General features: G+C 58.4%; 1 pseudogene. It reads right to left on the bottom strand.

Annotated features, from left to right (window positions below):
• Positions 1–262: pseudogene (locus tag R0J92_RS23900) on the bottom strand (alpha-hydroxy-acid oxidizing protein); the annotation flags it as partial.

Raw genomic sequence — 262 nt, 5'->3', positions numbered from 1 at the left:
ATCGCATCCGCACCAACCCTGGCGGCCCTCTTGGCATCTTCCTCATCGAAGATGCCCTTCAGGATCACCTTGCCGCCCCACATCTCCTTGAGCTTTTCGATCGTGCCCCAGTCGAGCGAGGGGTCGAATTGTTCGGCGGTCCATGCGCCGAGTGATGAGGCATCGGAAATGCCTTCACCATGGCCGACAATATTGCCGAAGTTGCGCCGCTTCGCGCTCAACATTTCGATCCCCAGGCCCATTTGGTCATCAGGTTCGCGAT

This window comes from Tritonibacter sp. SIMBA_163, from assembly GCF_046535935.1.
Lineage (GTDB): Bacteria > Pseudomonadota > Alphaproteobacteria > Rhodobacterales > Rhodobacteraceae > Epibacterium > Epibacterium scottomollicae.
This window is presented reverse-complemented; position numbering and strand designations above follow the sequence as displayed.